Below are 25,814 nucleotides of genomic sequence, written 5' to 3'. Positions count from 1 at the left end.
TAGCTGGGTAGCTACGTGTGGAAAGGATAAGTGCTGAAAGCATCTAAGCATGAAGCCACCCTCAAGATGATACTTCCCATCATTTTAAATGAGTAAGATCCCTCAGAGACGATGAGGTTGATAGGTCTGGTGTGGAAGCGTGGTGACACGTGGAGCTGACGGATACTAATAGATCGAGGACTTAACTAAACAAAAAATATGTCGTTCTCTGCTCTTATCTAGTTTTTAAGGTACAATACCATACATATTTATGTATTTTTACTTGATTTTTTACAAAAAACAATTATAATAATGGTTGTCACTAAAATTGCAGGCAACTATTTGGAAGGTAGAAAAATCAGTTAAAATTAATTACTTTCCAATCGGATTATAAAAAGTTAAATAACTTTCATCCATTAGGTCTGGTAGCAATAGCGGAGAGGTCACACCTGTTCCCATGCCGAACACAGAAGTTAAGCTCTCCAGCGCCGATGGTAGTTGGGGCCTTGCCCCTGCAAGAGTAGGACGCCGCCAGGCTAAAAATTCTTTCCACAGTAGCTCAGTGGTAGAGCAATCGGCTGTTAACCGATCGGTCGTAGGTTCGAATCCTACCTGTGGAGCCACATGGAGAGCTGTCCGAGTGGCTGAAGGAGCACGATTGGAAATCGTGTAGGCCGTTATCCGGTCTCGAGGGTTCGAATCCCTCGCTCTCCGCCACTTATATATATGGCCCGTTGGTCAAGCGGTTAAGACACCGCCCTTTCACGGCGGTAACACGGGTTCGAATCCCGTACGGGTCACCAACATGGAGGATTAGCTCAGCTGGGAGAGCACTTGCCTTACAAGCAAGGGGTCGCAGGTTCGAGCCCTGCATCCTCCACCATTCAAGAGTTTCAATAAAATATTTCTTTACACCGCGGGGTGGAGCAGTCTGGTAGCTCGTTGGGCTCATAACCCAAAGGTCATAGGTTCAAATCCTATCCCCGCAACCAAAATATTCCAGCTCACTACGGCGAATAGGTTTCAATGCTAGTTGGAAATCAGTAGTACTTTGGAATGTAATAAGGTCCGGTAGTTCAGTTGGTTAGAATGCCTGCCTGTCACGCAGGAGGTCGCGGGTTCGAGTCCCGTCCGGACCGCCACTATATAAATTATTATTTTTATACAATATAATACGGCTCGGTAGCTCAGTCGGTAGAGCAACGGACTGAAAATCCGTGTGTCGGCGGTTCGATTCCGTCCCGAGCCACCATTTTATTGTGTTTTTGTTATGGAGGGGTAGCGAAGTGGCTAAACGCGGCGGACTGTAAATCCGCTCCCTCAGGGTTCGGGAGTTCGAATCTCTCCCCCTCCACCATTCAATATTTAAAAGTAGGGGTATAGTTTAATGGTAAAACGAAGGTCTCCAAAACCTTTGATGTGGGTTCGATTCCTACTACCCCTGCCATTTCTTTATATGGCGGTCGTGGCGAAGTGGTTAACGCACCGGATTGTGGCTCCGGCATACGTGGGTTCAATCCCCACCGGTCGCCCCTTTCTTATATATAAATATTGGGCCATAGCCAAGCGGTAAGGCATCGGGTTTTGATCCCGTGTATCCTAGGTTCGAATCCTAGTGGCCCAGCTAATTGCGGAAGTAGTTCAGTGGTAGAACACCACCTTGCCAAGGTGGGGGTCGCGGGTTCGAATCCCGTCTTCCGCTCTCTGTTTTTGTATGGCGGTATAGCCAAGTGGTAAGGCAGAGGTCTGCAAAACCTTTACCACCGGTTCAAATCCGGTTACCGCCTCCAATATGCCGGTGTGGCGGAATTGGCAGACGCGCGGGACTCAAAATCCCGTTCCTTCACGGGAGTGTCGGTTCGACCCCGACCACCGGTATTTTATCTAAACACAAACCTAATTAAAGATTATTATCATAAGAAAGGAGACATGGTATAATTCCCTGTCTCTTTTTTTGTATGCAGATAAGTATAAAACTTCTTACCTGCATAAGTGTAACTAAGGCTTGGCGATACCAAGTATTCTAAAATAAATATGAAAAATGGATTGTTTCGTCAGAATTAGTGTATGATGTATAATATAATCAAACAGTCAGACTTTGCAGAGGCAGCTGCTTATATTCTGACAAGGTATATATCTTAATGATATGTACCACATTTATAATCCTTTTATTGAGGTACATTTGCTAAAGTGTATTAAATATAGATAATAATTAGGAGTGAAAATATGGACGAAATGAAGGATGTTCGTTGGAAGCAAAGATTTGAAAACTTTGAAAGATCTTTTAAACTCCTAGAAAAATACTCGATAGAACCAATATCAACTGAATTAGAACGAGCAGGTATTATTCAATTTTTTGAGACAAGTTTTGAATTAGCTTGGAAGGTATTGAAGGATTATTTAGAGGCAGAGGGTTATGTTGCTAAAAGTCCTAGAGAATCTATTAAACAAGCGTTTCAGTCTGAGATTATTGAAGATGGACACCTATGGATGGATGCACTATCTAAGCGGAATTTAACAACCCGTACTTATGATCAAGTTCTAGCAGAAAAGTTGGTGAAAGAAATAAAGCAACAATTTTTACCTATACTTAGAAACTTATATGAAAAATTATTAAAGGAAAGATAATATGTATGGACTAATTGAAAGTGATTTGCGGTATATAAAGGTTGCCCTTGCGAAGTTTAATGAAATAGAATGTGGGATTATTTATGGAAGTCGAGCAATGGGTAATTACAAAAGAGGATCTGATGTGGATCTTGCAATAAAAGGAAAGGATATTACTCCAAATACCTTATATAAGTTATCTGATTTACTAAACGAAGAGTATCCTTTACCGTACTTTTTTGATCTCATTCACTATGAGGCTGTCTCTAATATGAATTTAATAAATCATATTGATAGTAAAGGTAAAATAATTTATGAATCTAACTCAGGGAACTAGGAAAGTTTTGGTGAGTAATAGGTTTCTTTATTATTCTCTGTTATAACAGAAGGACATAGTTAACTTGTGTGTATAAAATGTTGTTTGGTTCCACAGTATCAATGTTATAATAAAATATTATTATCTTAAAAAGTAAGGACATAACTTTAATGTTTTTGCTTTTTTGCTGTTTTTAGGTTTGGGTAATGTTTCATTCAAATATGGATCTAATGTATAATAGAGAATAAAACTATCTATATATACTTCGAATATCCATGTTAGTCAGCGCCCCACTTTTTAATAAGAAGATCCTAACGGGCTATGTATTTTATTGCTTTAAATGAGGTTCATGCATATATTTTAGGGTGGGTGATCCATACAATGATGCCATGTAACGCATATGCATTCACAAAGTACGTGATTATGTCCAAATCCTCTTCAGTTAACTCACGTTTAAAAAGAGAGGAAATTTCTGCAGCAATTATCTTTGTTACCCCTTTATGCTTCCTGGTTAATAAAGCACCTGTCTTCAACAATGAAAAAAAATTACCATATACATCTTTTGTTAAAGGTGCAGGATGATGGATAGGAAATAGATTTCCGCATCGTAACTTTCAATCTTTTACAAAAACTTGCTCATCATATCAATAGTATAGTGCCATTTCTTCATCAGGGGAACACACAGAAATTACACTTCATGGCGAGATTAAAGAGGTTACTGGCCTGGCAAAATTACTTGGTAAGCTGATTGTTGGTTCTTAAAAAAAATCCTGTGTAAAAGATTTAGAGGCATTAAAGGCTTATTCAGAGGATTGATAAAGATGAGAAGCCTCATTCGTTTTGGATGTTTCCATGGAAGATGGATTATCAGTAAAAATGCTCCATGTAGGTAACGGTAACAGTGAACCCTTTGTGTGAAGATAACTTGAAGAGAGTTTCACTAACATATAGCGATATAAGAAAAGTGGTCCCTGGCAAATAACGACTGGAGTAAACTGCAGGGTGGAGAAAGTAGAGCCGGAAATGAAATGATAGTAAAATAAACAAAGGAGATTAGGATGACAATTATTGATAAGTTAAAACTCAGGAAGTATAAAAATGCAGCTGTTTTAAATGAACCAGGTGATTATGATGTATTTAACGGATTTAATACATCATTATCCAAAGAACATGATGCTATCTTTATTTTTGTTGAAAAGGCAGAAGAAATGGTCGGTTATACCGAGCGTATTATCAATGAAGATCTATTGCTTGAAAAAGGATATCTGTTTTTTGCCTACCCTAAAAAAGGGAACAAACGATATGATACTTACGTGCACAGGGATGATATTTTTCCGGCGATGAAAGTAGCGAAAGATGGATATATTGGAAACAGTGAGGTGAAATTTTCGCGCATGGTCAGCATGGATGATGTATTCACTGTTGTTGGTTTGAAGCGTGAAAAAAAGAAAGTGAAAAAGTCTGAGGCTGCCAGCCAGTCTGTAGCAGATTATGAGAATAAGGTGATAGATATAGAACAGCTGCTGGCAGACCATCCCGATGAATTAAAATTTTATCAGAAATTAACACCGGGTTATCAAAAGGATTGGGCCCGTTATATCTTTTCAGCTAAACAGCAGAAAACACGTGACAAACGACAGGCACAAATGATTGAGGTCCTTTCCCTCGGATATAAATCCATTGATTTATATCGTTTGGGTAAGAAATAATAGGAAAGTAGGGTTCAATGCGAGTTATAGGAATTGATTTATCAGGACCGAGTAACCACAAGGATACAGCACTTATGGTGTTTGAAGTAACAAAAAAACAATTGAGCTTTGTCAAGTGCAGAAGTTATTTGACAGATGAAGAAATTTTAAAAGAGATTTCGGCCCAATCTCAAATAGATGAAGTCGTCATCGGCCTTGATGCTCCTTTGTCCTAAGAAGATGGAGGAGGGGACAGGGAATCGGATCGTGCATTAAGAAAATTTATTGTTCAAATTGGGATGAAACCCGGATCGATCATGCCTCCTACTTTACATCGAATGGTATATTTAACATTAAGAGGAATTAAGCTCACTAGAGAAATCGACACACAAGCATCACGGTACCCAATTTCAATTGTAGAGGTGCACCCTGGTGCAGTGATCGGTTCAAGGTTATCTTCCATGGAAATGGATTATGTTTTAACATATAAACATGACTTGGAAATGAGGAAGGCGCTTCTAAGATGGCTGGAGCAGCAACAGGTTATCGGAATTCCAGAAACAGTTGCTGAAGAGAATCATTCTATTGATGCTTGTGCAACGGCTTTGGGTGCCTGGCATTGGGGAGATCCTGATTTTTCACCAAAATGGAGGTATGCTGCAAATCCGCCGTTACATCCTTATGATTTTTGCTGTTAGTGGAAAAAATAAGTGTCAGGCACTGGAAAGACGTATTATCCTGACAACTTATTCCGGTTAATTGTTTATTTTTTTTGAACAAGCATCCATTCTTTGAAGGCTCTGGTAAAGTCGTTCAATGACTGGTAACGATACTTAAAAGCAAGATCCGTTAATCCGCGCAATCATTCCTTGCTTAGCTTTCAACAAAAATCAGTTCTTAATGTATTGATTCAGCGTCATCTCTGCAAGTAAAAGAATAACTTTCTGAACTGATAATCGGTAACCTCGGCGTATTCAGCGATGTTTTCGGGTGGGATGTCGTCAGTCAAATAATCTTCAATATAGTCAATGAGGGGGGGGAATTCCTTTAACAATTTATCCATTCTTTTGTCTAAATCTGTTCTATTTGTACCCGGTATTTATTTTGTAAGCGTTATTTTATGTCCTGACGAATATCTGCTGACTAATGATAGGGTTGTTTATACGTGAAATTTTTTCTAATAAAATAGTTACTTTTAAAAATACTGTAAGAAAAAATGTTCTCCTGGCATCTTATATAATAGTGCAATAAATCATAGAAAGGAAAGATAAAAGCGATGGCTAAAAAGGTGAAAGATAGTCCAATTCAAAGGGAAGTAGGCGGTGTTTTCATACCAGTCAAGAATGTAGAAAAAGCAAAGACATGGTACTGTAAAATGCTTGGTATTCCTGAAAGCGGCAAAGTTGAATTTGGTCATTTATACGTTTTGCCAATGGAAGGGGTTGATGTCATTTTAGATGAAATGCCAAGGTGGAGCGGTAATAATGAAGGGGGGACAGCATCATACCAAGCACCAGCATTTATGTTTAGAACAGAAGATATTTATGCTTCCTATGAATATATGAAAATGATGGGTGCAGACTTGGTAACGGAAGTGGAAAACAATCAATGGTTTGTATTTAAAGACCCTGATGGAAACCATATTATGGTTTGTCGGTAGAAAGAGATACTGTTCTTTGGAAGGTACACAAATTTCAATTCGTTATTAGAAAGAATTACTTAACTAAAAAAGAAGGTGAAACAATTAGATGAAAACGAATAGTCCAGTAAGGCAAAGTATAGGTGGAGTTTTTGTAAAATGGTACAGGGAAATTTTAGGCTTGACGGAAGACGATGAATTTATGCAGACGGCAACACCTGATATGAAAACGATCTATTCCATACCATTAGGGAAAACGAGCCTCATCTTGGATAGTATTCACCGTGATAAGTTAATGCCAAGTGCCAACCACCTTTTTATGTTTGACAGCGATAATATAGAAGAAACGTATGAATTTTTGAAACAGAAACATGTCCATATTCTTACAGAAATTGAAGGGGGAGAGGATGTGAAATTTTTTGAAGTACTAGACAGTGAAGGAAATAAAATTTTGTTTTGTGAAGAAATGAAATAAATCACCAGATGGAGATAGCACAGGTGATATAGACGAATCAATTACAAGGGGGAATATGATATGAATGAGAGGCAAGAAGCATTATTTAAGTCATTGGAAACGTACCGAAAATATTTGCTGGATGTTCTAGAGGATGTAACGGCAGAAGACGCAGAAATAGTGCCGAAAGGTTTTAAAAATAATATCCGATGGAATATGGGACATACTTATCTTGATCAATACTTATGGATTTTAGGGGTCACTAGACAAAAGGATGAAACGATGAAAACATTCAATGAGTGGTTCGGATTTGGAACAACGCCTGCAAATTTTACAACGGAAACACCTTCATACCCGGAGCTGAAAGATATGCTTGGAAACCAAATAAAAGAGATAAAAAAGCACTACTCCCACCAATTGGAAGAAATGTTTCCGCCGACGGATATGGAGCATTATACAACAATTGAGCAAGTGCTGGTTCGAACGGCATTTCATGAAGGAATGCATATACAAGCAATCAACGATATTAAAAAGTGTATTCGAAATGTTGACTAGTCTTGGCGTGGGGACGGTTGGTATCGGTTAAGGGATTTTAAAAAAGTATAAAGAAGGTGGAAGTTTTATATGGGGATTATAAATAAAAGAATAGCAGCAAAAGAGGCTTTTAAAGTGGTTGGTTTAGAGATTGATTGGCTGCCTAATAACGAACAGCCTTCAGAAAACGTAATCGCAAAACTATGGGATAAATTTAATGATAGATATTCAGAAATCAGCCATGTTGTACCAAGTCAATGTTATGGTTTGATAAGATTTCAAGATGGCTGGAAACCGGGTGAACCTTTTAAATATATGGCCTGCACGGAGGTTAATGAATCTCCATCTGAACTGCCAAGCGGCATGATAACTGCGAAGATTCCTCGTTTTGAATACGCGGTTTTAACCTACCAAGGGGTCATAGATGAGATCGGGGATGCTAATGATTATTTCCATAGTGAATGGGCACCAAAAATAGAAGGATTTAGCTTTCCTTATCCGCACAGTTTAGAATTTTACGGAGAAGATTATACAAGTAATGAGGATCCTGAATCTGTTTTTGAACTGTGGTTTCCTCTTGCTAGTAAAAAATAAAATAGAAAAGGAAGAGTGCTAGTGTGAAATCCGGCAATTCGTCTTTTTGTATGCTGTTCATATTAGCGATAAATATTAAAGTCGTATATTTGAGCGTGACTTACATAACTTGGGTTAGAGGAAGTTATTGTTTTGCCCATGTTATTTCAATTATAGTAACACAGAACTCCTCACATATGTATCGGCTTAGCGGGCACGTTTCGGCTTACGTGTCCCGTCAGCTCATCCGGAGAAATTTGCCGAAAGAAATTTGCTTCAAAGACTTGTCTTTCCCGCTTCGTTAAGCAGAAAAGAAGATCACGGATTTCTTCGAGCATTTCTTTCTTTAATATTAATGTTTCAGGATTTTCGTATTGCCGGTTTAAGTTTGAATTAGCCTGTTGTGTAAGCTGGAATAAAATATCGTCTATGTCGTGGCAGTTTATCATCTCATATGGAGTGAAAATCATTTCAAGCTGTGAAAATAATACCTAAACAATTAGCGCTTTCAATCGGGGCAATTGAGAAGTTCCGATTCCTTAATGAGGGATAATCACAAATTCCTTCCTTGGTGCCCTATAATGAGGAGTATGACGGCAATTCCCCTGAAGAATACAATGCAGAATCCAAATCTCAAATGGTTAAACCGAACTATATGTGGATTTAGCCTATTAAAATACATGGATGTAAACCCATAAAATTCGTTTAATCACTGCTTTAAGCATTTATAAACTGACCCAGTTAAGAAGGATTAAAAACTTAATTTCTGCATAAGCAACTAGGTTGTTACCTAAAAGCTTGGTGACAATCAAGTCTTCTAAGGAAAAATAAGATTCTAAAAAAATCTGTAAAACTTTACTTTTTAATGTATAGTTAGAATATGTATTAATACTCAAGAACGAGCATAGTGGGAATACGAAAGGGGACATATAATGAGGCGAATTATTTTAACAACGGAGAGTGGAGCGGATTTACCACAAGAGGTAGCTGATAAACATGGTGTTCAAGTGATTCCGATGCACGTTATTATGAATGGTAAGGATTATTTGGATGGTTCCATACCAGTAGCGGATATTTATGATTATTATGAACGAACGAAAAAGATCCCTTCTACAACAGCGACCAATGCCCATGAATATGAGCATTTTTTTAGGAAAATAAAAATGGATTATCCTAATTGCGTCATTATACATATTGGTTATACGTCAAAAGCATCTTCTTCCTTTCAAAATGCGATCATTGCGACGGAAGAATTGGATGATATTATTCTGATTGACGCTTTGAATGTTACAGGGGGATTAGGGGCGATTGTGTTGTATGCGGCTGACTTATTAGAGAAAGAACCTGCAATTGAACCCGAAAGTTTAACAAAAAAAATTGAATCGATCATTCCTAAATCCAGACTAGCATTTGTGCCTGGAAGTTTAGAGTTTTTAAAAGCGGGCGGAAGGGTTAGCAATCTAGCTTTTCTCGGAGGTGCTTTGTTAAAAATCAAGCCGTGCATTGAGTTAAAGGATGGAAAGCTCCTGTCTACTAAAAAATACCGCGGGAAAATGAGTGCTGTTACAGAAAAACTTATGATAGAATACTTAAATCAATACGACATTGATAAAGGTCAACTTTATTTAATGTATTCTATTGGCCTCGATGAAAAGATTAAGGATAGAATGACAGAGATCGCAAAGGGAAATGGATTTAAAAATATCAACTGGATGCAAGCCGGTGCTATGATCTCCACTCACGCGGGACCCGGCGGATTCGGAGTTGCTGGATTAGAAAGATAGGTCACTTCTACTTTGTTAAGTAATTGTTGAAAGTTCATTGTAGGCAGAAATAAGAGGGGAGAATAATAGATTTGGAGCACAATCTCAGGTTAATGAAATCGTCATCGGTATCGATGTTCCTTGATCTTATGAAGATGCGGGAGGGGATCGTTCACTCAGAAAGTTTATTGTTGAAATCGGGATAAGACCTGGTTCAATTATGGCGCCGACTTTTAATCGAATGGTATAAATCACAGCACAAGCCTCAGAGCATCCAATTTCAATTGTGGAAGGACACCCTGGGACAGTGATTGGTTCAAGGTTATCTTTAAAAGAATTGGATTGTGTTTTCACATATAAACAAAACAGGAAACAGAGGTAAGAAAGGTGCTTCTCAAATGGTTTGAACGACAATAACAAATCGGGGTTCCGGAAACAGTGGCATAACAAAGCTATTCAATTGATGATTTTACAGCTGCCTTAGGTGCCTGGCATTGGAGTGACTGTACATTCACACCTAAATGGATATACACAGCCAAACTGCCAATCCATCCTTATGATTATTGTTGTTAATGGAAAAAACACAATTATTACGAAAAATAGTCTAATCAAGAAACTTTATTTTGTATTTTGCTCAATCTGACCAACTACATGATGTAAATAACCTAATTTGTTAAAGTAGGGAGGAATCGAGGTGAGTATTCATTTCGAAGTGAAACAAACGATTCGGGTGTCCAAAGAAAAAGCATTTGAGAGTTTACTGGATCTTGACGCTGCTCATCATTGGAAGCAGGGATTAGTTCGAATAGAGCGAGAAGATAATGATCCAATCCAACCTGGCAGTGAGTGGAAGGAAAGAAGACAGGTATTTGGAAAAGAGGCTACTGAACATTTTGAGGCGGTGGAGCTGCATCAACCGGAAAAAATTGTGCTTCGCTGTGACGGAACAAAAAGCACTGCGGGAAATGGAGAATATATTTTTACATATAGAATCAAAACTACTGGTGAATCTGCTGAAATCACCTTGAATGGCGAGATGAAAGAGATTACTGGCTTGGCAAAGTTATTTGGAAAGCTGCTGGCTGGATCCTTTAAAAAATCCTCCGCAAAAGATTTGGAGGCATTAAAGGATTATTTGGAAAATGGATAAAGATACAGATTACATACCGGTTTGGCGCTGAAAAGATGGAAAGGATCAGAAGTAATTTAGACATTGAAAAGCGTACAATCTCTTAAACCTCTATACTGAATCATAATTGTGGAGGCCTCAAAAGTAGTCAGTGTATTTACATCTCCATTATCTGGTCTATTGTGGAGGTGAATGAAGGATTATTAGGGGAACCAGAAGATTTAAAATCAAATGAGGCAGAAAAAAATTGGACTGCTATTTTTGAAAACGTCCCAGAAGGTATTTATTAAAATTAAAGGTCGAAAAGCCTGAATTAGCGGTAAGTAATATAGAGATACACGGCACTGAAGGTAAAGGTGAATAATATGAATGATGAAGATACGCTTTATTATCTGTAATCATTCATTCATACGTTTGTCGACTTGATTAAAAATATCATCATTAAAAAATATGCCTAAAGCAGGAAACTGCCTCCACTTATTCAAACAGACTTACTTTTTACGTAGTCTGTTTTTTTCTATTAATTTCTGCAAAATATGCTCTTATTTTCAGCTGAAAAACTCCTTGCACCCTGTCTTGCATACTGTTTCAATTTATTCCCCTTTATTAGACTGCTATCTTGCTCGCACCCCATCAATTAGTATGAAAAGTATCCGATCAGTTTCAGTTCGCTTTGGGAAGGAAGTTTTAATTTGCTTTTTTTAGGATATTGTATATTATCCAAGTCTCAAGTATTGCATGAAACATATTTTATCGTCTTAAAGAAATTTCTTTTGGTTAAGAAAGGTAAAATTATGATGTAGGAGAGAAAAAACCTTCATTCAATCACAACAATTTCCTGATAAACGATTAAAGACAATAATCAGATAAGAGGTGGATCAACATGAATATATTACTGACATCTAGTGCCAGACGGATCGACTTTGTAGATTTTTTTAACGATGCGCTAAGAAATGTTGGCACGAAAGGAAAGGTAATTGTAGCAGATCCTGAGCAAAATGCACCATCTCTTCAGACAGGTGATGAAAGCTATGTGATCCCGCATCAAACAGACCCACGTTTTATCGATGAGATTTTAGAAATTTGCAAGAAACAAAAGGTGGATTGTCTTGTTCCTTTGAACGATTTGGAAGTGCCAATAATATCTGCACATAAGGATGAACTTGAACAGTTAGGCATTTCTGTTTTTGCGCCTGACCTTCCTGTTGTTAATAAGGTAAGGGATAAGGGGAAATATCGGGAGCTTTTAAAAAGTTTTGATGTGATGGCTCCTCTTTCGTATATTAACGTAGAAGATGCGAAGAAGGCACTCTATGATAAAGAAGTGTCCTTTCCACTAATTGTAAAGCCACGGAACGGGTCTGCTTCTATTGGAATTGAATTCGTCCATAGTGTAAAGGGGATGAAAGTTGCTTATGACCATGCTGTGAAGGAAATTATAGAAACATCCTTAAATGATGCCACCTACAAAAAACCGGAAGACAATGTGATCATACAGGAAGTAATTGAAGGTGATAAATTCAGTGTTGATATGTTCAATGATCTGGAAGGAAACCATCTAGCTTCCTTTGTTCGAAAGCAATTGGCTATGCGGGGCGGGGATGTGGATCGTACTATTACAGTGAATGAACCTGAATTGCAAGCCATTGCTGAAAGAACAGGTGAAAATCTGGGACATGCAGGTTATATGAACGCTGATGTTTATTACGATGGGATGAATTATTACGTGATTGATATTAACCCTCGTTTTGGGGGAGGTTATTCTTTTACCCATAATGCAGGTGCTAATATTCCAGCTGCAATTATTGCCCTGACGGCTGGCATAGAGGTGAAAGAAGATTGGCTGACACAGGATTCAGACATCGAATTAGCCCGTCATGATGTGGTAGTTCCTATAAATCTGCAGAAAGTGAAGGATATTAATAAAGCATTACTAGATCGACAGGAGGGTTAACATGGGTGATCCAATCCCACTTATGGAAAAGTTGATAGAAATAGATAGTTCCAAAAAACCGGGAATAAATAAAGCGATGGATTATTGTGAAGAAAGGCTGAAAGACCGGGGTCTATCCGTAAAAAAATTGGAAAACGAAGGCTACAGTATGTTAGTTTGCGAGATTGGCAAAGGGGAAGACACGATCGTTTTGAACGGTCATATTGATGTGATTGAAGGAGAGGCAAGTCAATTTGAGCCTTACGCTAAAGATGGAAAAATGTATGGCCGAGGGTCTGTTGATATGAAAGCCGGGGTTGCTTCCATGATGGAGACAGTAGCTCAGCTGAAGGATAGTGACCTATCCACAAAAGTTATGCTGCAAATCGTCCCTGACGAGGAAACAGGCGGAAACCATGGCACCAAATATTTAACGGAGAAGGGCTACTTGGGTGATTTTATCATCTGTGGTGAACCGACTCATATGGGGATCGCCATTCAGTCAAAAGGTGTACTGCAGCTGGATTTCAATATTCGTGGTAAACCGGCACATGGCAGTCGTCCGTGGGAAGGGGTTAACGCAATAACGAATGCGTATAAACTCTTTGAGCGGATTCTTAAACTCCCTTTTGCGGAAGAGTCCTCGTCCATGTTTGAAAAGCCATCTATTAATCTGGCTAAAATAAAAGCTGGAACGGTATATAATAAGGTGCCTGAGCGGTGTGAAATGTCACTGGATATCAGGTATTTGCCAAATCAATCTCCTGATGACATCGTGGAACAAATTGATGAGGTTACTGATGGAGATGTGAAGATCCAACAAAGCAAGGGGCCGGTCAGAACCAAGGAAGATAACCCGTATGTAAAGGCTTTGGCAACATCGGTCAAAAATGAAACTGATCTTGAAAGAGTAAATATCTTTGGACAGCATGGCTCCAACGACGGACAGTACTTTACCGAATACGGTGGGTCTGCGGTAGAATTTGGGCCTGTCGGATATGACTGGCACGGCGACGAAGAACTTGTTTATGTAGATTCTGTTCGAGATTATCAGAAAGTGCTGGAAGATTTTGTGGAAAACTATGGCAGGGGGTAAGATGGAAGTAGGAAGGCAGGCTCTGCTTTCTTCCCTCAGTTAATATGCTGAACGAAAATTCTATTGGAATACTTTCCAGAGGTTAATTTCAGAAAAAATATATATGAAAAAGTGAAGTAAATAATGTTATATTTTTTTGTCCAGGCTGTCTTTATGGCAGCCTTTTAATATGAATTCCCGCAAGTGTTAAGTCTCCTGTTACTAAGCTCCTAAAATAACTCCGAAGCAATTGCATTAACCTGATGAGATGAACAAATTCATACCTAATGGGAAACACGTACATCCTGACAGCCAACCACCAAGAATTCGAATTCGAGATATGAACAAGTACTGTAAGTCTGTTGGTAAAGAACCAGTTGAATTAATCGAAGAAGAAATGGATCAATTTCGATATTACTAAGATAATCAGAAAATCCCATTGGAAAATTCCTTGGGATTTTTGCTGTTATACACCACAAACTAAGTGTCAAATGCAGTAATATCACTCGTTTCCCCTTTTCTCCTTCTGTTGTCTTCTGTATCGCTGTTCTCTCTTTATTATTTGAGATATGAAAACTCTTTTGTGGATGGAAGGTCACTTTTACTTTTGTCGGTCTGTTCTTTGGTAGTGAAAAATAGTAAATCAATGAAAAGTGTTGTCTTAATAATAGTTATTTATTCATGATATTAGGGAAAACCTAGAAAGGAAACCAAAAAAGGAAAAAAGGATGATGTAAATGACAAAAGTAGGTATTGTAGTTGGCAGTTTGAGAAAAGAATCGTTTTCGAAAAAAATTGCAAAAAATGTAGCAACGTTATTCCCGGATGGGTATGAGACGGAATTTGTAACCATCGGCAATCTTTCTTTATATAATGAGGAATATGACGGGAATTCTCCGGAAGAATATAAAGAATTCCGTAGCACCATACAGGGAATGGATGCCATTTTATTTGTAACACCTGAGTATAACCGCTCCGTGCCCGGTGTACTGAAAAATGCATTGGACGTCGGTTCCCGTCCTTATGGGGAAAGTGTGTGGGATGGAAAACCCGCTGCAATCATCAGCCAATCGATCAGTAACTTAAGCGGCTTTGGTGCAAACCATCATTTGCGTCAGTCACTCACATTCCTGAATATGCCTGTGGTCCAGCAGCCGGAAGCATACCTTGCTAATTCTCCGGAATTACTTGATGACAACGGCAACATTAATAACGAGGGTACGGTTCAATTCCTGCAATCCTTTGTGGATGCCTTTATGGAATTGATCAAGAAGCATCAAGAATAAGAAAAAACAATATACATGCAATTTGAATGGCCGGCAGCATTACAGTGAAAAACTGTATTTCTGCCGGTTTTTGCTATATGCTTGTCGTGCACGTTGACTAATATTTACTTCTAAATATGTTAAAATACAAGTATATAAATCTAACACTTATACATAAAAACCGTAACATCGAAGGGAGAATCAGTTTGAAACGAAGAGTGGCAGTAACAGGCATGGGGGCCGTTTCTCCTTTGGGAAATGATGTGACAACCCTTTGGAACAATATAAAACAGGGAAAATCGGGCATAAAGCGTCTGGAATCAGCGGAATATCAGGATATCAATACACAGATCGCCGGCAAGGTAGAAAACTTTCAAGGGGAAAATTACCTGGATGCCAAAGAGACAAAAAGGTACGATTTGTTTACCCAATATGGGTTTGCTGCAGCCGTCCAGGCATTGGAACAGTCAGAAATCAATCTGGATACACTGGATAAGGACAGGGCCGGTGTTTATATCGGTTCAGGGGCCGGGGGAATAGAAACATTGTTAAACAACCATAAAACGATGCTGGAGAAAGGGGCAAAAAGGGTATCCCCTTTCCTGATTCCGATGTCCATTAATAATATGGTTTCGGGTTTGGTTTCCATTAAAACCGGATTTCGCGGACCAAGCCTTGCCACGGTGTCCGCTTGTGCGACGAGTAATCACGCCATTGGTGAAGCTTATTTGAATATAGCACATGGTTATGCGGATGCAATCCTGGCTGGGGGAGCAGAGGCGACCATTACACCGCTTTATTTTGCCGGTTTTTCTAAAATGCGTGCCATGTCAACGAGAAATGATACACCGGGGACAGCTTCACGTCCATTTGACGCGGACCGGGACGGTTTTGTCATGTCAGAAGGCGCTGGTGTATTGTTCCTGGAAGAATATGAACATGCAAAACAGCGCGGAGCCAATATCCTTGGTGAAATCACCGGTTATGGAAGCACGACCGATGCACATCATATTACTGCCCCGGATTACTGGGGAGCTGTAAAAGCGATGAACCTGGCTATTGAACGGGCAGGGGCCCGGCCGGAAGATGTGGATTATATTAACGCTCACGGGACAAGCACACCAACGGGAGACATTTCTGAAACAAAAGCGATTAAAGAAGTTTTTGGAGAACACGCCAGCGCATTAAAGGTGAGTTCAACAAAATCCATGACGGGTCATATGTTTGGCGCGGCAGGAGGAGTAGAGGCAATTATTACCCTGAAAAGTATGGCAGAAAATGTGTTTCCACCAACAATTAATCTGGAAAACCCTGATCCGGAATGTGATCTGGATTATGTTGCGAATAAAGCAATGGATGGCAGCATTGATGTTGCTTTATCCAACGGTTTTGGCTTTGGCGGCCATAATGCCGTCGTTGCTTTTAAAAAAACTAAAAATAAAACATGACATGGAGCTATTGGGAGGAGAAAAATGACTGCTACTGCAAACAACATGAATCAAAGCGTAGAAGAAAGAAGAAAAGCACTGGAGGCACGTTTTCCGGAATGGCCGCGTGATACGATTGCCGGACATTTCTACCAAGTTTGCCGCCAATATAAAGACAGACCATATATGTTCATAGATGATGAAGCATTGACTTACGGGGAAATTTTGGACAGGGCAATACAATATGCGAAGGCATTTATAAAGCTTGGTGTAAAACGGAGAGAGCATATCGCAGTTTTAATGAATAATGATGCGACATTTCCGTCATTGATGATTGCGTCTTCTATCGTTGGAGGCGTGTTTATCCCAATCAATGGCATGCTGAAGAAAGCGGAATTGAAATATATTCTTTCCCAGTCAGATACCAGGTATCTGCTGCTTCAGCAAAAGGTAAAAGATAATAGGCATGGTGAAGTGGTTTCAGAATTGATGAAGGAACCGGATTTTCAGTATAACAGCAATTTGAAACAAGTTATCTGCCTGGAAAATGAACTAGAAGCTTCTGTCGATGACCATTTTTTCACATGGAATGATTTTATGAAAAAAGCGGAATTTGTGTCAGACAGCGATTTGGAACAAAGATGGAATGAATCCTGTTATCCGGATGAAGTGGCAATTATTATGTATACTTCGGGTTCCACAGGCAGCCCAAAAGGGGTCATGCTGACAGATGATATGCTTCTGCGCAGCGGGTATGGCACCTGTTTGAGCCGGGCAATTGAAGACGGACGGGTAACGTTTGCGCCGCTGCCGTTTTATCATTGCTTTGCCATTATCGAAGCAATTTTTGCCATGTCCTTTGTGGGCGGATCGTTTATCTCTGCACTTGGTGCTTCCCCGCTGCAGTCACTGCAATTAATGGAAAAGCACAAGGCAAATGATTACCTTTGTGTTCCTTCCACCCTGGTGCCATTACTGAATCACCCGAAAGTATCCGAATTTGATTTATCCAGTCTTTTCGCCATGTGGTGCGGTGCTGCACCGGCGCCGGTTCCTGTATGGCAACAGGCTGTGGATATACTTGGCTTAACTGAAATCATCACTGGATATGGCCAGACGGAAGTGGCATCATCCGGTGTTACTACCGAGATTGGCGATTCGCTGGAACGGATTTCCTCCAGGGTCGGACGTCCGAAACTGAATGGTGCCAGCGGTCTGCCGGAATTCAATCACAGTGCCGTGCAATATAAAACCATTGACCGGGATACAGGGGAAGATTTGCCTGCCGGGGGGGTTGGGGAACTAGTGGTGAGAGGTGTAACGGTGACCCATGGGTATTATAAAAAGCCTGATGAAACTGCAAAAACGATTGATAAAGACGGATGGCTGCGCACAGGCGATGTGGGAAGAATTGATGAAAACGGATATCTGCAGGTTCTCGGGAGAAGCAAGGAAATGTATAAGGTATCCGGTGAACTGGTATCCCCTCGCGAAGTGGAAATTGTTATTTCCGAGCATATGGCAGTGAGCCAAGTCAATGTAATTGGGGTGCCGGACGCCATGACAACGGAAATAGGTGCCGCTTTTATTGAACTGAAACAGGGTGAGACTTGCACGCGGAAAGAGATTATTGACTGGTGCTCGGAGCGTTTGGCCCGTTTCAAAAGGCCCCGGCATGTCTGGTTTATCGATGCTTCGGAGTGGCCAATGACAAGCACTGGAAAAGTACAGAAGTTCCGCCTGGAGGAAGTCGCAAAAGAAAAGCTTTCAGGTAAAAAAGATTGATGCAAATGGAAGAGGGGATGAACATGTCAGGTGCCTGGCACCAAAAACTAATGCGCGTCCAGTATAAGGACACAGATCAAATGGGCGTGGTGCATCACGGAAATTATATCATCTGGTTTGAAGTCGGCCGGACGGAATGGATGCGCCATTTTGGCATGGCTTATCATCAGCTGGAAGAAGCAGGTTTACTACTGCCGGTTGCGGATGTAAATGTTAATTATAAGGAATCAGCCAGGTTTGATGATTGTGTTGCTGTTTTTACCAGGATAGCGAACTATTCGCCGATACGGCTTGAATTTGAATATGAAACGAGAAAAATTAGCGAAGGGGATTTCAGTCAAATCTGGGACGGACAAGCCGATCAGCCTTTTGGGGAGCTACTTGCGAAAGGTTTAACGAAGCATATGTGGGTAGATCGGAAATGGAAACCGGTTAGGATCAATAAAGTGAACCCAGAAATTTATACGATTGTGCAAAATACCGGGGTATAATAGCCTGAAACATACCCTGCCAACTCACCGGAAATACAGGATGATAGCGGGAAAGACCAGGAGTGAGGATGTAGAGCTATTCCTGCAGCCCTTTGGTGTATTTTTGCAGGGTTAATTAAGAAGCACACAGCTTAGGACGGTTTTTGAATATATAAGGATATAAAAATGAGAGCCTTTATTTTCTGCCGGCTCTCATTTTCATGATGAAAAGTTAAATGGATTTTATCTGGGAGGGAGCAGGCATTTTTCGATGTTGTTGAACCGATAAAATACGTTATAATGATGATATTATGATTAAGGAAGGACGTAGAAAGATGGAGCCGGTAACTTTGTTTAAAAAGAGGTACCATGTAGATCTAAGTGATGTAGATTTTGAAAAGAAACTGAAATTGAGTACGTTATTCAGCTATTTTCAGGATGCTGCCAGTGATGCAGCAGTCAATTTGGGTGCTGGGATAAATAAGCTTCAAGCATCCCATGGTGTGGCGTGGATCATTATGCGAATTCGAGTGGATATTACAAGGCTCCCGAAATGGGGAGAGGAAATTGTTATCGAAACGTGGCCGTTGGAGCCGAAGCGTCTGGAATTTGAACGAGATTTCCTGGTGAAGGATCAAAATGGAGATGTCATCATCCGTGCTATTTCTTCCTGGGTGGTTATGGATCTAGAAGAACGGAAGCTGAAACGAACCGAGTCAATAGGGCTTACATATCCTGACAATATAGAAGAAAGAGCAATTGACGGTAAGTTGGGCAGACTGAGAAAGAATGGTCCACTGGAGACTGCATACAAGCGCATGATTGGCTATAGTGACGTGGATTTTAACGGCCACCTGAATAACACAAAATACGTTGATTTTATGCTGGATTGTTTTCCGATCGAAGCCCATATGAAATCGAGTGTAAAAAGTCTGGAAGTAAACTTTGTCAATGAGGTGCTTCCGGGGGAGACGATTGTTTTATATAAGGATACATCGAAAAGGGATGAAAACCGATATTATATAGAAGGCATGAATGAAAATAGCAGCAGAACCGTTTTTAAGGCGATGGCTGAGGTTGTTGAGGCAGAATAAATAGGATGCACTATACGTTAATGAATGTGGAACTAAAGGAAAGGCAATAAGCGTATAGTTGTAGTAAAATCAGCTTTTCAAGCCATACTATTTTTGGAGGTGAATAGTGTGGCTAAACGAAAAGCAAATCCATTAACAAATGGCATGAGCTCTCCTGAAACAGAAGGACAGGGGACAACAAACAGAGAAACTGGTAAGAAAAAAGCTGATTCTTCACGGAAATGGAAAAAACGCACGTAAATTTGATATGTAATAGGCAGGTGTCCGGGAAATAATTTTGGACCGGAACACCAGCCTTATTTATGGGCCATCATTTAAAATATTAATTTGCTGTTGTTACATATTTCTCCCCGAGTAATTCTTTTTCTTCATAAGTTCCCGCTGCTAATTGTTCCTCAACAAGAGCGGAAAGGTCCGTTTCTTTCACATCATACATTACTTCAATTTCCTTGGCGAAAAGAAGTTTTTCTTTTTCAAGCAAGTTTGATAGGGGAGGCTGTTCTTTGGCTTTTGGCTCTTCTCTATTTAAAACTTGAGTCAAGCCGGAGAAGACATAGTATTCTGTAGTATACTTTGAAAATAATCCACACCAATAGTTCATTGGATATGTTGTTTATACAACACATTGAGTAAATTGTTGAAAAAAGTAGGAGGGATTTCTCACAGGAGTGAGCCAAAAACGGATCCCCGAATTCTGCGTACACGCAAATTAATCATGGATGCTTTTATCGACCTTTCAGAAGAGAAGGAGTTCAGGGATATAACCATAAAAGATATTACATCAAAGGCAGTGATTAACTGTGCCACGTTTTATTATCATCTTCAAGATATATATGACCTGTTGGAGCGGGCATTATCGGAAGTGTTATTAATTAATCTGGATGGCGATACATTTGAAAAAAATGAATTAGACGACGAAGATTTCGTCAGCATATTCAAAGCGATAGCCGATTTTCAAACATCCTTATCACATCGCTGTCACCGGGGATACGAGGATACGATTGCCAGAATCATCAGGAAACAACTTCAAGTTATTTTTTTTTAAATGTTATCAAAAAAACGTCCCGTTAAGGATGAAAAAACATTAATCTTACGGCAACCATGTTAAGCTGGGGGATCTATGGAGCGTCCGTAGAATGGAGAAAAAGTAACAGTGAAATGTACCCAGAGGAATTTATCAAATCAGTTATCCCTTTTATAAAGCATGGGATTGAATTTTAAAGACCCGTTCAATAGTAACACGGACATGGTGCCTGGGAATGCGCTAAATGCTCGTCCCACCGTAAAGATCTGTCCCTCTGCCCTTTCCACAAATGTCAACAAAAACCGGGAAGTGACAGGCACTTAATCTATGTTAGAATAATAGAATGTATATAGTACATCCAGAAATTGACTTAGGAGAGGAATACATTGAACAAAAAAGACATTGCAAATATAAAGAAACAATTCAAAATAAACAACGATCTGCTGAAAATACATGAAATCTTCAATGTATACATAATGAAAGAATCAAGCGATATTTATCATCAGGAAAGTTCACCGTTTGAGCTGATGGAAGAGGAACAGAAAGAGCTATTTATGGATAACTTCAAGAAAATACTGACCGGACAGCTCGATCAAAAGTTGTTTGAATTGAAATTCCAGCGTGATGTGGAAGATAACAGTCAGCTTATTCTTCATCGGGGTCTATTAAGCAATGACTCAGAAGAATGGAAAGCGCATATGCTTCAGATGGTAGAAAAAATGCTGAAAGAAAAGCAATACGAAATGGATGTGGTTGTCACTTTTATTCGGGGAGAGTACATGAAACCGATGAAACGCCGAAGTGAGACGTCCGATGAAAGTGAACGGGATACGGTGAATTCCCATTCGTTTATTCTCTGCAGCATGAATAAAACACAGGATCCGAAAAAGGAGCTGCTTTTCGATTATGTGGAGAAAGAATTTAAATATAACTTTGTCGTAGATCCGATAATCAACTTGAAAGCTCCCATTTCTGGGTTTTTGTTCCCGAGTTTCACTGAAAATACTGCGGATGTTAACCACGTGCTTTATTCGGCTGGGAAGGCAAATGAACCAAGTTATCATTTCATGGAAGAAGTATTAAATGCGGAAGAAATCATGACAGCGCATGAGGACAAAATTGTTTTTGAGGAAATTGTGAAAAAAGTGACCGGAGATCAGATCAATACATCTACCCTTTCGAATGTGTATGAAGAAATTCATCAGGTCATGGAAGAAAATGAAGAAGAGGAAGATACACCAAGACTTGACTACAGAGATGTGGAAAAGGTATTAAAAAGCAGCGGGGTAGAGGATGTTGATACAGAAAAAGTGGAGGAAGCATTTAAGACGGTGATTGATGATGAAAAATATGAGTTTAAAGCAAATAACATCATACCAAAATACAATTCCAAGTCCATTAAAATTAAAACAAAAATAGCGGATATTTCCGTGAGCCCGCAAGATTTAAGATATGTGCGCCAGGTCGAATTGAACGGAAAGCTATGCCTCATGCTGGAAGTGGAGGAAAATGCAGAGATAGAAGGCTTTGAGATGATCCCAGAAGCTTTGTTTAATAAAGTAGAGGAGTAGGATGGTGCCTGGGACTGCGCTAAATGCTCGTCCCATCGTAAAGACTTGCCATTTCCCGAAAAAGCTCGAATAATGTCGAATTAATTTTGTTTCTTATTGTGTTGTTACCTCTAAATGTGGATATTCATCCATAAGTAATGATAAAATTAATTGGTATAATTAAAAAGTTGATTTATATGCATCAAGACGATTAATATTTTTTGATATGCAGAAATACTCCAGGGATGAACTAAAAAGGTGGAAATAACATTGAAGCTAAGTAAAGTACTGCCAATTCTATTTATCATTATGTTCCTTGTCATGGTTGGCTTTGGAATTATTATACCTGTCCTTCCTTTTTACGCTGAGGAACTGGGGGCATCGCCGACAGAACTTGGCTTATTAATGGCAGTTTATTCATTGATGCAGTTTCTATTTGCGCCTATGTGGGGGCGTATTTCCGATCGTATCGGCCGTAAGCCGGTCATCCTGATTGGGATTTTTGGACTTTCTCTATCCTTTTTCATGATGGCATTGTCTTCACAACTTTGGATGTTATTTGTTGCCCGTTTTATTGGTGGTATTTTATCTGCAGCGAATATGCCAACTGTAATGGCTTATGTTGCGGACATAACTACAGAAGAAGATCGTGGCAAGGGTATGGGAATTATAGGAGCAGCTACAGGGCTGGGGTTTATATTCGGTCCGGCAATTGGCGGCATGTTTACAAATATAAACTTGGATGCACCTTTTTACATAGCTGGAACGGTGTCGCTCCTTACGATGTTCCTGGTATTGTTTATACTGAAAGAATCCATTCACCTATCAACCAATAACGCAGCTGCACAGAAAAAAGTATCTTGGAAAAATGTTTTTAAGGGCCCGTTATCCACGTTATATTTTCTGCAATTTTTTATAACGGTATCATTGGCTGCTCTGGAAGCAACCTTTGCATATTTTGCAACAGCAAGGGCTGGGTTGGACGCCGTTACACTAGGTTATATTTTCATGATTATGGGACTGGCAAGCGCAGTAGTACAAGGTTCAATGGGGATATTGACAAAAAAATTCGGGGAAGTGCGGATCATCCAAGTGGGGATCATGATCTCTGCACTCGGATTTGCGTTAATCCTATTCATCCAGGACTTTATCACAGCAGCTATTTTCCTGTCTATCTTTGGTATAGGAAACGGGGTCATCCGTCCGAGTGTGTCTTCGTTATTAACGAAGAAGTCGAAAGTAGGTTACGGGGTTGTCACCGGTTCTTTATCTTCCTTTGATTCATTGGGAAGAATAATTGGTCCGGTACTGGGAGGAGGATTGTATTCTATTTTCATTGGATTGCCTTATATTTTCGGTATTCTTTTATCCGTGTTTGTCTTGGTGATGTTCCAGATTTCATTATCCAGAACAAGGCTCGCGGATGAAACATCATAAAATGACTGCTCAGCAACGCTTGAATTCTACTTCAGGCGTTTTATTTTTGTGCATTTTTCGTCGTCTATCTAAAATACCATTTTTAATATAATAGCCTTTCCTTGTCGCATAGATTGATAGTGCAAAAAGCAGTGTACGAACGAGGTGAACGCATTGATTGTATTATTTCAAGCGGTGATCCCGGTTTTTGCCATTATTTTATGCGGTTTTGTTGTAGGCATGTTTGAGATAGCAAAGGTTTTGAATACAAAGCACAGTGAACAGACAAGCTTGCTGATTTTACCCGGAATGATTGCAAAATCTGTGTTATTAAACCCGACTAATGCTTCATTAATATTAGGCGTGCTTGTCACAGTAACGCAATTTCCATTGCCTAAGCCGGTTTAAGTATGTAAAGCAACACTTGGCCCTGCTGCCGGCCCGACTGCTTTAGTTGCGCTGGGTCTTGGGTTATCTGGATAGACACGGTTTTGAAAAACAAAAACGATCAATTATCCGAGCTTATCACATTGCTTGGTTTTAAATTAGTGGCTTTACCATTAATAGCACCTTTTTCGTATATGTCGTTTTCCCGCTGTAGGACAATTTATGGGCAATTTCTGTGGTTATCCTGTCAGACCTGCCAACAGGCTCGATTGTTTACGTTTTTGCAGAGAAGTATCAAACGTTGGTAAGGCAGAGTTCTTTATATATTTTTAGCCACAACAGTGATTTCGATTTTTACGATTTCTGTTTTTCTTATGGTGATGCTGTAAGTAAAAGCAGCCGCCTTAATCGCTTGTTGTTGCTTTGTTAAACACTTTATTAAAATATTCTGCTGCTTCAATCATCCTTGGACCATACCAGAACATTTCACCATCAAGACTCATGACGTGAATATCAGGGAAAAGCGCTGAGAATTCTTTGATGTGTTTCTCCTGGAATGGAAATGGCTCGGTGGCGAGAAAAACATAATTCAAATCAGCCTCTCGAAAATCATCTTCCGTAACAGCGGGATATCTTCCGTCATATCCGGAAAAAGCATTGATGAATCCCATTTTTTCCAGCAGAGAAGTGATGTACGTATCAGATCCGACTACCATATAAGGGTTTTGCCAAATGACATAGGCAAACTTTTTGCCCTGCCCGGATGGAAGTGATTCGAAAGCGGTTTTTATTTTCACCTGCAGTTTTTTCGCTTCTGACTCCCGACCTGTAACTTTCCCGAGGTCCTCAATTATTTTGTACGTATCATCTACTGATTGCATTTCACAAACATAAACGGGAAACTCTTCTTCCAGCATTTCCACAATTTCTTTTGTGTTTTCTTCTTTTTCCGCAATAATAAGGTCGGGCTCAAGCTCCCTGATTTGATCAGATTTTACTTTTTTGGTTCCGCCGATCTTTTTTGCCTGTTCTACTTTATCTTTTGGATAAATACAATACCGGGTTCGGCCGACGATTTCATTTTCTAATTGTAAGGAATAAAGAATATCCGTAACCCCGGGAACAATTGAAATAATACGCTTTGGCGGATAGGAATATTTTACCGTGCGGCCAAGGTGATCGGTCACTTTTTTATTTGCCATTTTCCTCCTCCTTATTTAAAAGAATTATATCTTCATTTGATAAAGCTTCTCCATTAATCAGTATATTGCTACCCAGCTTTACTTTTCCATCAGCCAATTCTTTCTGAGTGAGAACGCAAGGAATTTCATGTTTTACCTGCTTTCCATCATGATCATAAAACAAATAGCCTTCTTTTTCGTCATATATAAAAGCGTTGATTTTTATATTTGGGGTAATAAATAACGTTAGTTTATCGTTATCATTCCACATTACTTTGATAAGGATTTTTTTCTTTGTTTTCTTTTCTATGAGCGTTTTTAATGCATGAATTGAAACAGTTTCTTTCATCACGGTACCTCCAACCAATTATATTTACACCATTTACATGTATTATAACGTATTTGAAAATATAAGAATATAATTTGTGTAGTTAGAATCCTATTTTGATTTTTGTAGTGGTGCAAAGTAAATACTATACAATCTCGATTTTTTACTGTTCCACATTATTCCTGTATATTCAATAT

24 protein-coding genes, 14 tRNA genes, 2 rRNA genes and 2 pseudogenes are annotated in these 25,814 nt (G+C 39.4%); 39 read left to right on the top strand and 3 right to left on the bottom strand.

Annotation, left to right across the window (positions count from 1 at the left end; all coding sequences use genetic code 11):
* The 35 genes and pseudogenes from ACDX78_RS19630 to ACDX78_RS19460 form a co-directional block, all read left to right on the top strand.
* Positions 1 to 189, top strand: a 23S ribosomal RNA gene (locus ACDX78_RS19630); the annotation flags it as partial.
* A gap of 211 nt (positions 190 to 400) precedes the next feature.
* A 5S ribosomal RNA gene (gene rrf / locus ACDX78_RS19625) occupies positions 401 to 516 on the top strand.
* Positions 517 to 527: 11 nt separating this feature from the next.
* Positions 528 to 602, top strand: a tRNA-Asn gene (locus tag ACDX78_RS19620).
* 3 nt (positions 603 to 605) lie between these two features.
* Positions 606 to 696, top strand: a tRNA-Ser gene (locus ACDX78_RS19615).
* Positions 697 to 707: 11 nt separating this feature from the next.
* Positions 708 to 782, top strand: a tRNA-Glu gene (locus ACDX78_RS19610).
* Positions 783 to 786: 4 nt separating this feature from the next.
* Positions 787 to 862: transfer RNA gene (locus ACDX78_RS19605), tRNA-Val, on the top strand.
* A gap of 32 nt (positions 863 to 894) precedes the next feature.
* Positions 895 to 971: transfer RNA gene (locus tag ACDX78_RS19600), tRNA-Met, on the top strand.
* A gap of 73 nt (positions 972 to 1,044) precedes the next feature.
* Positions 1,045 to 1,121: transfer RNA gene (locus ACDX78_RS19595), tRNA-Asp, on the top strand.
* 34 nt (positions 1,122 to 1,155) lie between these two features.
* Positions 1,156 to 1,231, top strand: a tRNA-Phe gene (locus ACDX78_RS19590).
* Positions 1,232 to 1,251: 20 nt separating this feature from the next.
* Positions 1,252 to 1,336: transfer RNA gene (locus tag ACDX78_RS19585), tRNA-Tyr, on the top strand.
* 16 nt (positions 1,337 to 1,352) lie between these two features.
* Positions 1,353 to 1,426: transfer RNA gene (locus ACDX78_RS19580), tRNA-Trp, on the top strand.
* 12 nt (positions 1,427 to 1,438) lie between these two features.
* Positions 1,439 to 1,511, top strand: a tRNA-His gene (locus tag ACDX78_RS19575).
* Between the two features lie 20 nt (positions 1,512 to 1,531).
* A tRNA-Gln gene (locus tag ACDX78_RS19570) sits at positions 1,532 to 1,603 on the top strand.
* A 6-nt stretch (positions 1,604 to 1,609) separates the two neighbouring features.
* Positions 1,610 to 1,681: transfer RNA gene (locus ACDX78_RS19565), tRNA-Gly, on the top strand.
* A gap of 14 nt (positions 1,682 to 1,695) precedes the next feature.
* Positions 1,696 to 1,769: transfer RNA gene (locus ACDX78_RS19560), tRNA-Cys, on the top strand.
* Between the two features lie 4 nt (positions 1,770 to 1,773).
* A tRNA-Leu gene (locus ACDX78_RS19555) sits at positions 1,774 to 1,857 on the top strand.
* A gap of 348 nt (positions 1,858 to 2,205) precedes the next feature.
* Positions 2,206 to 2,607: a nucleotidyltransferase substrate binding protein gene (locus ACDX78_RS19550; protein ID WP_486030025.1), complete on the top strand. Its 402-nt coding sequence runs from the start codon at positions 2,206 to 2,208 to the stop codon at positions 2,605 to 2,607.
* A gap of 1 nt (position 2,608) precedes the next feature.
* Positions 2,609 to 2,923, top strand: coding sequence for a nucleotidyltransferase domain-containing protein (locus ACDX78_RS19545; RefSeq protein WP_486030024.1), 315 nt, complete (start codon positions 2,609 to 2,611; stop codon positions 2,921 to 2,923).
* A 1,037-nt stretch (positions 2,924 to 3,960) separates the two neighbouring features.
* Complete coding sequence (locus tag ACDX78_RS19540) at positions 3,961 to 4,611, top strand: YdeI/OmpD-associated family protein (protein WP_486030022.1); 651 nt, start codon at positions 3,961 to 3,963, stop codon at positions 4,609 to 4,611.
* A gap of 17 nt (positions 4,612 to 4,628) precedes the next feature.
* A complete protein-coding gene (locus ACDX78_RS19535) occupies positions 4,629 to 4,826 on the top strand; it encodes a hypothetical protein (protein WP_486030020.1) in 198 nt (65 codons plus the stop codon).
* A gap of 21 nt (positions 4,827 to 4,847) precedes the next feature.
* Positions 4,848 to 5,288, top strand: a pseudogene (locus ACDX78_RS19530) (DUF429 domain-containing protein); the annotation flags it as partial.
* A 578-nt stretch (positions 5,289 to 5,866) separates the two neighbouring features.
* The gene (locus tag ACDX78_RS19525; RefSeq protein ID WP_486030018.1) at positions 5,867 to 6,250 is read left to right on the top strand and encodes a VOC family protein; all 384 of its coding nucleotides are present in this window, start codon (positions 5,867 to 5,869) and stop codon (positions 6,248 to 6,250) included.
* Positions 6,251 to 6,338: 88 nt separating this feature from the next.
* The gene (locus ACDX78_RS19520) at positions 6,339 to 6,704 is read left to right on the top strand and encodes a VOC family protein (RefSeq protein ID WP_486030016.1); all 366 of its coding nucleotides are present in this window, start codon (positions 6,339 to 6,341) and stop codon (positions 6,702 to 6,704) included.
* Between the two features lie 60 nt (positions 6,705 to 6,764).
* The gene (locus tag ACDX78_RS19515) at positions 6,765 to 7,238 is read left to right on the top strand and encodes a DinB family protein (RefSeq protein ID WP_486030014.1); all 474 of its coding nucleotides are present in this window, start codon (positions 6,765 to 6,767) and stop codon (positions 7,236 to 7,238) included.
* Positions 7,239 to 7,307: 69 nt separating this feature from the next.
* Positions 7,308 to 7,811: a GyrI-like domain-containing protein gene (locus ACDX78_RS19510; protein ID WP_486030012.1), complete on the top strand. Its 504-nt coding sequence runs from the start codon at positions 7,308 to 7,310 to the stop codon at positions 7,809 to 7,811.
* Between the two features lie 911 nt (positions 7,812 to 8,722).
* The gene (locus ACDX78_RS19505; RefSeq protein ID WP_486030010.1) at positions 8,723 to 9,574 is read left to right on the top strand and encodes a DegV family protein; all 852 of its coding nucleotides are present in this window, start codon (positions 8,723 to 8,725) and stop codon (positions 9,572 to 9,574) included.
* A gap of 673 nt (positions 9,575 to 10,247) precedes the next feature.
* On the top strand, positions 10,248 to 10,703 hold the full coding sequence (locus tag ACDX78_RS19500) for an SRPBCC family protein (protein WP_486030008.1): 456 nt from the start codon (positions 10,248 to 10,250) through the stop codon (positions 10,701 to 10,703).
* Between the two features lie 862 nt (positions 10,704 to 11,565).
* Positions 11,566 to 12,636 carry an ATP-grasp domain-containing protein gene (locus ACDX78_RS19495; protein WP_486030006.1) on the top strand — a complete coding sequence of 357 codons (1,071 nt, stop codon included), beginning with the start codon at positions 11,566 to 11,568 and terminating at the stop codon, positions 12,634 to 12,636.
* Position 12,637: 1 nt separating this feature from the next.
* Entirely contained in the window at positions 12,638 to 13,711 is a 1,074-nt protein-coding gene (locus ACDX78_RS19490) for a M20 family metallopeptidase (protein WP_486030004.1), read from the top strand.
* A gap of 716 nt (positions 13,712 to 14,427) precedes the next feature.
* On the top strand, positions 14,428 to 14,976 hold the full coding sequence (locus tag ACDX78_RS19485; RefSeq protein ID WP_486030002.1) for an NADPH-dependent FMN reductase: 549 nt from the start codon (positions 14,428 to 14,430) through the stop codon (positions 14,974 to 14,976).
* A 185-nt stretch (positions 14,977 to 15,161) separates the two neighbouring features.
* Positions 15,162 to 16,403 carry a beta-ketoacyl-ACP synthase II gene (gene fabF, locus ACDX78_RS19480; protein WP_486030000.1) on the top strand — a complete coding sequence of 414 codons (1,242 nt, stop codon included), beginning with the start codon at positions 15,162 to 15,164 and terminating at the stop codon, positions 16,401 to 16,403.
* Between the two features lie 24 nt (positions 16,404 to 16,427).
* A complete protein-coding gene (locus tag ACDX78_RS19475; protein ID WP_486029998.1) occupies positions 16,428 to 18,167 on the top strand; it encodes a class I adenylate-forming enzyme family protein in 1,740 nt (579 codons plus the stop codon).
* A gap of 23 nt (positions 18,168 to 18,190) precedes the next feature.
* Positions 18,191 to 18,658, top strand: a complete 468-nt coding sequence (locus ACDX78_RS19470) for an acyl-CoA thioesterase (RefSeq protein WP_486029996.1) — start codon at positions 18,191 to 18,193, stop codon at positions 18,656 to 18,658.
* A gap of 314 nt (positions 18,659 to 18,972) precedes the next feature.
* Positions 18,973 to 19,731: an acyl-[acyl-carrier-protein] thioesterase gene (locus ACDX78_RS19465; protein ID WP_486029995.1), complete on the top strand. Its 759-nt coding sequence runs from the start codon at positions 18,973 to 18,975 to the stop codon at positions 19,729 to 19,731.
* Between the two features lie 108 nt (positions 19,732 to 19,839).
* Complete coding sequence (locus ACDX78_RS19460) at positions 19,840 to 19,971, top strand: YuzL family protein (protein WP_486029993.1); 132 nt, start codon at positions 19,840 to 19,842, stop codon at positions 19,969 to 19,971.
* Between the two features lie 82 nt (positions 19,972 to 20,053).
* On the opposite strand, the gene ACDX78_RS19455 is transcribed toward ACDX78_RS19460, so the two are convergent.
* On the bottom strand, positions 20,054 to 20,332 hold the full coding sequence (locus ACDX78_RS19455; protein ID WP_486029991.1) for a hypothetical protein: 279 nt from the start codon (positions 20,330 to 20,332) through the stop codon (positions 20,054 to 20,056).
* Positions 20,333 to 20,446: 114 nt separating this feature from the next.
* Between ACDX78_RS19455 and ACDX78_RS19450 the strand changes: the two are divergent.
* The 4 genes and pseudogenes from ACDX78_RS19450 to ACDX78_RS19435 all read left to right on the top strand — a co-directional run bounded on the left by ACDX78_RS19450 (position 20,447) and on the right by ACDX78_RS19435 (position 24,129).
* Positions 20,447 to 20,952, top strand: a pseudogene (locus ACDX78_RS19450) (TetR/AcrR family transcriptional regulator).
* A gap of 189 nt (positions 20,953 to 21,141) precedes the next feature.
* Positions 21,142 to 22,326, top strand: coding sequence for a DUF4317 domain-containing protein (locus tag ACDX78_RS19445; protein ID WP_486029989.1), 1,185 nt, complete (start codon positions 21,142 to 21,144; stop codon positions 22,324 to 22,326).
* A gap of 249 nt (positions 22,327 to 22,575) precedes the next feature.
* The gene (locus tag ACDX78_RS19440; RefSeq protein WP_486029987.1) at positions 22,576 to 23,742 is read left to right on the top strand and encodes an MFS transporter; all 1,167 of its coding nucleotides are present in this window, start codon (positions 22,576 to 22,578) and stop codon (positions 23,740 to 23,742) included.
* Between the two features lie 153 nt (positions 23,743 to 23,895).
* A complete protein-coding gene (locus ACDX78_RS19435) occupies positions 23,896 to 24,129 on the top strand; it encodes a hypothetical protein (protein WP_486029985.1) in 234 nt (77 codons plus the stop codon).
* Between the two features lie 383 nt (positions 24,130 to 24,512).
* Here the strand turns inward: ACDX78_RS19435 and ACDX78_RS19430 are convergent, their stop codons facing one another.
* Positions 24,513 to 25,310, bottom strand: coding sequence for an ABC transporter substrate-binding protein (locus ACDX78_RS19430; RefSeq protein ID WP_486029983.1), 798 nt, complete (start codon positions 25,308 to 25,310; stop codon positions 24,513 to 24,515).
* Positions 25,300 to 25,638 (bottom strand): hypothetical protein, encoded by a 339-nt coding sequence (locus ACDX78_RS19425; RefSeq protein ID WP_486029981.1) that lies wholly within the window; start codon positions 25,636 to 25,638, stop codon positions 25,300 to 25,302. The genes ACDX78_RS19430 and ACDX78_RS19425 overlap by 11 nt, the downstream gene beginning before the upstream one ends.
* Between the last annotated feature and the right edge of the window lie 176 nt (positions 25,639 to 25,814).

It is taken from the genome of Virgibacillus oceani, from assembly GCF_041521345.1.
Taxonomy (GTDB): domain Bacteria; phylum Bacillota; class Bacilli; order Bacillales; family Amphibacillaceae; genus Virgibacillus_N; species Virgibacillus_N oceani_A.
The sequence above is the reverse complement of the archived record's forward strand: the minus strand, read 5'-3'. Positions and strand labels throughout refer to the sequence as shown.

Excerpts from the sequence above, each read along its gene's own strand:
- ACDX78_RS19550 (WP_486030025.1), top strand. The coding sequence starts at position 2,206 with ATGGACGAAATGAAGGATGTTCGTTGGAAGCAAAGATTTGAAAACTTT.
- ACDX78_RS19545 (WP_486030024.1), top strand. The coding sequence starts at position 2,609 with ATGTATGGACTAATTGAAAGTGATTTGCGGTATATAAAGGTTGCCCTT.
- ACDX78_RS19540 (WP_486030022.1), top strand. The coding sequence starts at position 3,961 with ATGACAATTATTGATAAGTTAAAACTCAGGAAGTATAAAAATGCAGCT.
- ACDX78_RS19535 (WP_486030020.1), top strand. The coding sequence starts at position 4,629 with ATGCGAGTTATAGGAATTGATTTATCAGGACCGAGTAACCACAAGGAT.
- ACDX78_RS19525 (WP_486030018.1), top strand. The coding sequence starts at position 5,867 with ATGGCTAAAAAGGTGAAAGATAGTCCAATTCAAAGGGAAGTAGGCGGT.
- ACDX78_RS19520 (WP_486030016.1), top strand. The coding sequence starts at position 6,339 with ATGAAAACGAATAGTCCAGTAAGGCAAAGTATAGGTGGAGTTTTTGTA.
- ACDX78_RS19515 (WP_486030014.1), top strand. The coding sequence starts at position 6,765 with ATGAATGAGAGGCAAGAAGCATTATTTAAGTCATTGGAAACGTACCGA.
- ACDX78_RS19510 (WP_486030012.1), top strand. The coding sequence starts at position 7,308 with ATGGGGATTATAAATAAAAGAATAGCAGCAAAAGAGGCTTTTAAAGTG.
- ACDX78_RS19505 (WP_486030010.1), top strand. The coding sequence starts at position 8,723 with ATGAGGCGAATTATTTTAACAACGGAGAGTGGAGCGGATTTACCACAA.
- ACDX78_RS19495 (WP_486030006.1), top strand. The coding sequence starts at position 11,566 with ATGAATATATTACTGACATCTAGTGCCAGACGGATCGACTTTGTAGAT.
- ACDX78_RS19490 (WP_486030004.1), top strand. The coding sequence starts at position 12,638 with ATGGGTGATCCAATCCCACTTATGGAAAAGTTGATAGAAATAGATAGT.
- ACDX78_RS19485 (WP_486030002.1), top strand. The coding sequence starts at position 14,428 with ATGACAAAAGTAGGTATTGTAGTTGGCAGTTTGAGAAAAGAATCGTTT.
- ACDX78_RS19475 (WP_486029998.1), top strand. The coding sequence starts at position 16,428 with ATGACTGCTACTGCAAACAACATGAATCAAAGCGTAGAAGAAAGAAGA.
- ACDX78_RS19470 (WP_486029996.1), top strand. The coding sequence starts at position 18,191 with ATGTCAGGTGCCTGGCACCAAAAACTAATGCGCGTCCAGTATAAGGAC.
- ACDX78_RS19465 (WP_486029995.1), top strand. The coding sequence starts at position 18,973 with ATGGAGCCGGTAACTTTGTTTAAAAAGAGGTACCATGTAGATCTAAGT.
- ACDX78_RS19455 (WP_486029991.1), bottom strand. The coding sequence starts at position 20,332 with ATGAACTATTGGTGTGGATTATTTTCAAAGTATACTACAGAATACTAT.
- ACDX78_RS19430 (WP_486029983.1), bottom strand. The coding sequence starts at position 25,310 with ATGGCAAATAAAAAAGTGACCGATCACCTTGGCCGCACGGTAAAATAT.
- ACDX78_RS19425 (WP_486029981.1), bottom strand. The coding sequence starts at position 25,638 with ATGAAAGAAACTGTTTCAATTCATGCATTAAAAACGCTCATAGAAAAG.